This window comes from Tahibacter caeni, assembly GCF_024609805.1.
GTDB lineage: Bacteria > Pseudomonadota > Gammaproteobacteria > Xanthomonadales > Rhodanobacteraceae > Tahibacter > Tahibacter caeni.
The window spans coordinates 1-2,361 of sequence record NZ_JANFVR010000510.1 but is presented as its reverse complement, the minus strand read 5'-3'; the positions used below and the strand labels follow the sequence as shown (position 1 = coordinate 2,361).

At 71.5% G+C, this 2,361-nt stretch carries 4 protein-coding genes; 2 read left to right on the top strand and 2 right to left on the bottom strand.

Annotation, left to right across the window (positions count from 1 at the left end):
• The coding region (locus NON22_RS23245) for a hypothetical protein (protein ID WP_257389367.1) at window positions 1-183 on the top strand (183 nt) is incomplete at its 5' end.
• Between the two features lie 69 nt (window positions 184-252).
• Window positions 253-1,299 (top strand): uroporphyrinogen decarboxylase, encoded by a 1,047-nt coding sequence (gene hemE, locus NON22_RS23240; RefSeq protein ID WP_257389366.1) that lies wholly within the window; start codon window positions 253-255, stop codon window positions 1,297-1,299.
• A 228-nt stretch (window positions 1,300-1,527) separates the two neighbouring features.
• On the opposite strand, the gene NON22_RS23235 is transcribed toward hemE, so the two are convergent.
• The gene (locus NON22_RS23235) at window positions 1,528-1,968 is read right to left on the bottom strand and encodes a nuclear transport factor 2 family protein (protein ID WP_257389365.1); all 441 of its coding nucleotides are present in this window, start codon (window positions 1,966-1,968) and stop codon (window positions 1,528-1,530) included.
• A gap of 201 nt (window positions 1,969-2,169) precedes the next feature.
• The coding region (locus NON22_RS23230) for a response regulator (protein ID WP_257389364.1) at window positions 2,170-2,361 on the bottom strand (192 nt) is incomplete at its 5' end.

The following is a 2,361-nucleotide window of genomic DNA, read 5'->3' as shown; positions in this document are numbered from 1 at the left end:
CAGGGCCGCGTCTACCTGCTGCCGCTGCAGCGCGACGGCGCCGACTGGTACCTCGCGGTCTGGGGCGACTTCGATTCGGTCGATGCCGCCCGCAGCGCCCGCGCGCAGGCGCTGGCCGAGGGCGCGGCCGGCCTCGGCTGGCCACGCCGCGCGGGACCGCTCAAGCAGGAACTCGGCCGCTGACCAGGCGGCGGCGCATGCGCCGCCGCCTGGCTGGCGTTCCACGGATTCTTCATTCCGCTCAAGGTACTCATGAACAACGATCGCTTCCTGCGCGCACTGCGCTGCGAACCCGTGGACTGCACGCCGGTGTGGCTTATGCGCCAGGCCGGGCGCTATCTGCCGGAATACCGCGCGACGCGCGCCCAGGCCGGCAGCTTCATGGCGCTGTGCACGAACCCGGAGCTGGCCTGCGAAGTCACCTTGCAGCCGCTGCGCCGCTTCGCGCTCGATGCGGCCATCCTGTTCTCCGACATCCTGACGATTCCCGACGCGATGGGCCTGGGCCTGCATTTCGCCGACGGCGAAGGCCCGAAGTTCCGCACGCCGGTGCGCACCGCCGCCGATGTCGCGCGGCTCGGCGTGCCCGATCCCGAAGGCGAGTTGCGCTACGTCATGGATGCGGTGCGCACGATACGCCGCGAACTCGCCGGCCGGGTGCCGCTGATCGGCTTCGCCGGCAGCCCATGGACCCTGGCCTGCTACATGGTGCAGGGCGAAGGCTCGTCGAATTTCGCGCTGCCCAAGGCCATGCTCTGGAACGAGCCGGCGCTGATGCACCAGCTGCTCGACACGGTCGCGCGTTCGGTCGCCGCGTATCTCGCGGCCCAGGCCGCCGCCGGCGCGCAGGCGCTGATGGTGTTCGACACCTGGGGCGGCCTGCTCGCGCCGGCGCAGTTCACCGAGTTCTCGCTGCGCTACCTCGGCCAGATCGCCGGGTCGCTCAAGGCCGACGCGACCACGCGCGACATACCGCTGATCCTGTTTTCCAAAGGCGCCAACGGCCACTTGCCAGGCCTGGCCGCGACCGGCTGCGACGCACTCGGCGTGGACTGGACCCTGGACCTGTCGAGCGCGCGCGCACTGGTCGGCGACCGGATCGCGCTGCAGGGCAATCTCGATCCGGCCGCGCTGCACGCGGCGCCCGAGGCCATACGCCGCGAAGTCGCACGCGTGCTCGCGAGCCACGGTCCGGGACCGGGTCATGTGTTCAACCTCGGCCACGGCATCACGCCGGACGTGAAGCCCGAGCACGTCGCCGCGCTCGTCGACGCCGTGCACGAGTTGTCGCGCCGCTGACCCGCCGGTCGGGGTGAGCGCCGCGAACCCCGGCGTCGAGGCATTCCCTCCGCAGAGGGCCTGCGCCGAACCTGCCGGCGACAGGCTTCGGCGCGTTGCAGAGTGTCCCGCAGACGCCTTCGTTCCAAATTGTTCGAGACAGCGAGACCGCGATGCCGGGCTTCGCCCGTGCGGGCTCGCCGCCAGCCTGCGTGTCCTGTCCGTTCCGCGAGGCAGGCGCCGGCCGCGCTACGGCAGGGGTTCCCAGAGCACGTTGATGATGCGCCACTCGCCGTCGGTGTCGCGGACCAGGTGCATGTAGTCGACCCAGCCGTCCATGCGCAGCTTGACCGTCGCGGCATTGCCGACGCCGTCGAGGATCTCGACCTCGGCGCGCTTCGGCGCATTCGCATAGCGCTGCGCGTTCTGCGGCACGGTGCCGGCCAGCAGGCCGGCCTTGTCCAATTCGCTGAGCTGGCGCTGGCGCTTCGCGTCGCGCAGGTAGGCGCGCTTGGCGAGCTTGTCGTGCAGCGCGCGTCCCATGCGCTCGCGATCGCCCTGGTACCAGCCCTCGGCATAGTCCTTCGCCGCGAAGCGGATCGCGGCCTGGTCGGATTCGCCGAGCTCGACGTCGCCGGCGTACAGCGGCAGGCAGCAGAACGCGAAAGTCGCGGCAAGCAGTCGCTTCATGGATGGACCTCTGGTCGGAATCGGACGGTGGATCGGCGGGGTGGAGGCCGGTGCGGCGGACCTCGGCCGGTGGAATGAGAAACGCGGACCGGAAAGCCGCGCGGCCGCCCTATTCGTACCGTAGAACTGCGACGACGCGACGCGCGCGTTCGCGGCCGCGCGCCGGAACGACGTCCGCCGGCGCCGATGCGAACGCAACGGTCAGGCCGGCAACATTACCGCGGACGCGTCGCCGAACGTCGCCGCGAGCATCGCGCGCGTGACCGGCTTGCGCAGGAACACGTCGACGCCGACGGCGCGCGCGTCGCGCTCGGCCGCGGCGTCGCTGCGCGCGGTCAGCACGATCAGGCGCAGCGGCGGCCGGTCGCCGCTCTCCTGCGCGCGCAGCAGCCG

Bases quoted from the DNA above. Each gene is read 5' to 3' on its own strand.
- NON22_RS23235 (WP_257389365.1), bottom strand. From the start codon at position 1,968: ATGAAGCGACTGCTTGCCGCGACTTTCGCGTTCTGCTGCCTGCCGCTG.
- hemE (WP_257389366.1), top strand. From the start codon at position 253: ATGAACAACGATCGCTTCCTGCGCGCACTGCGCTGCGAACCCGTGGAC.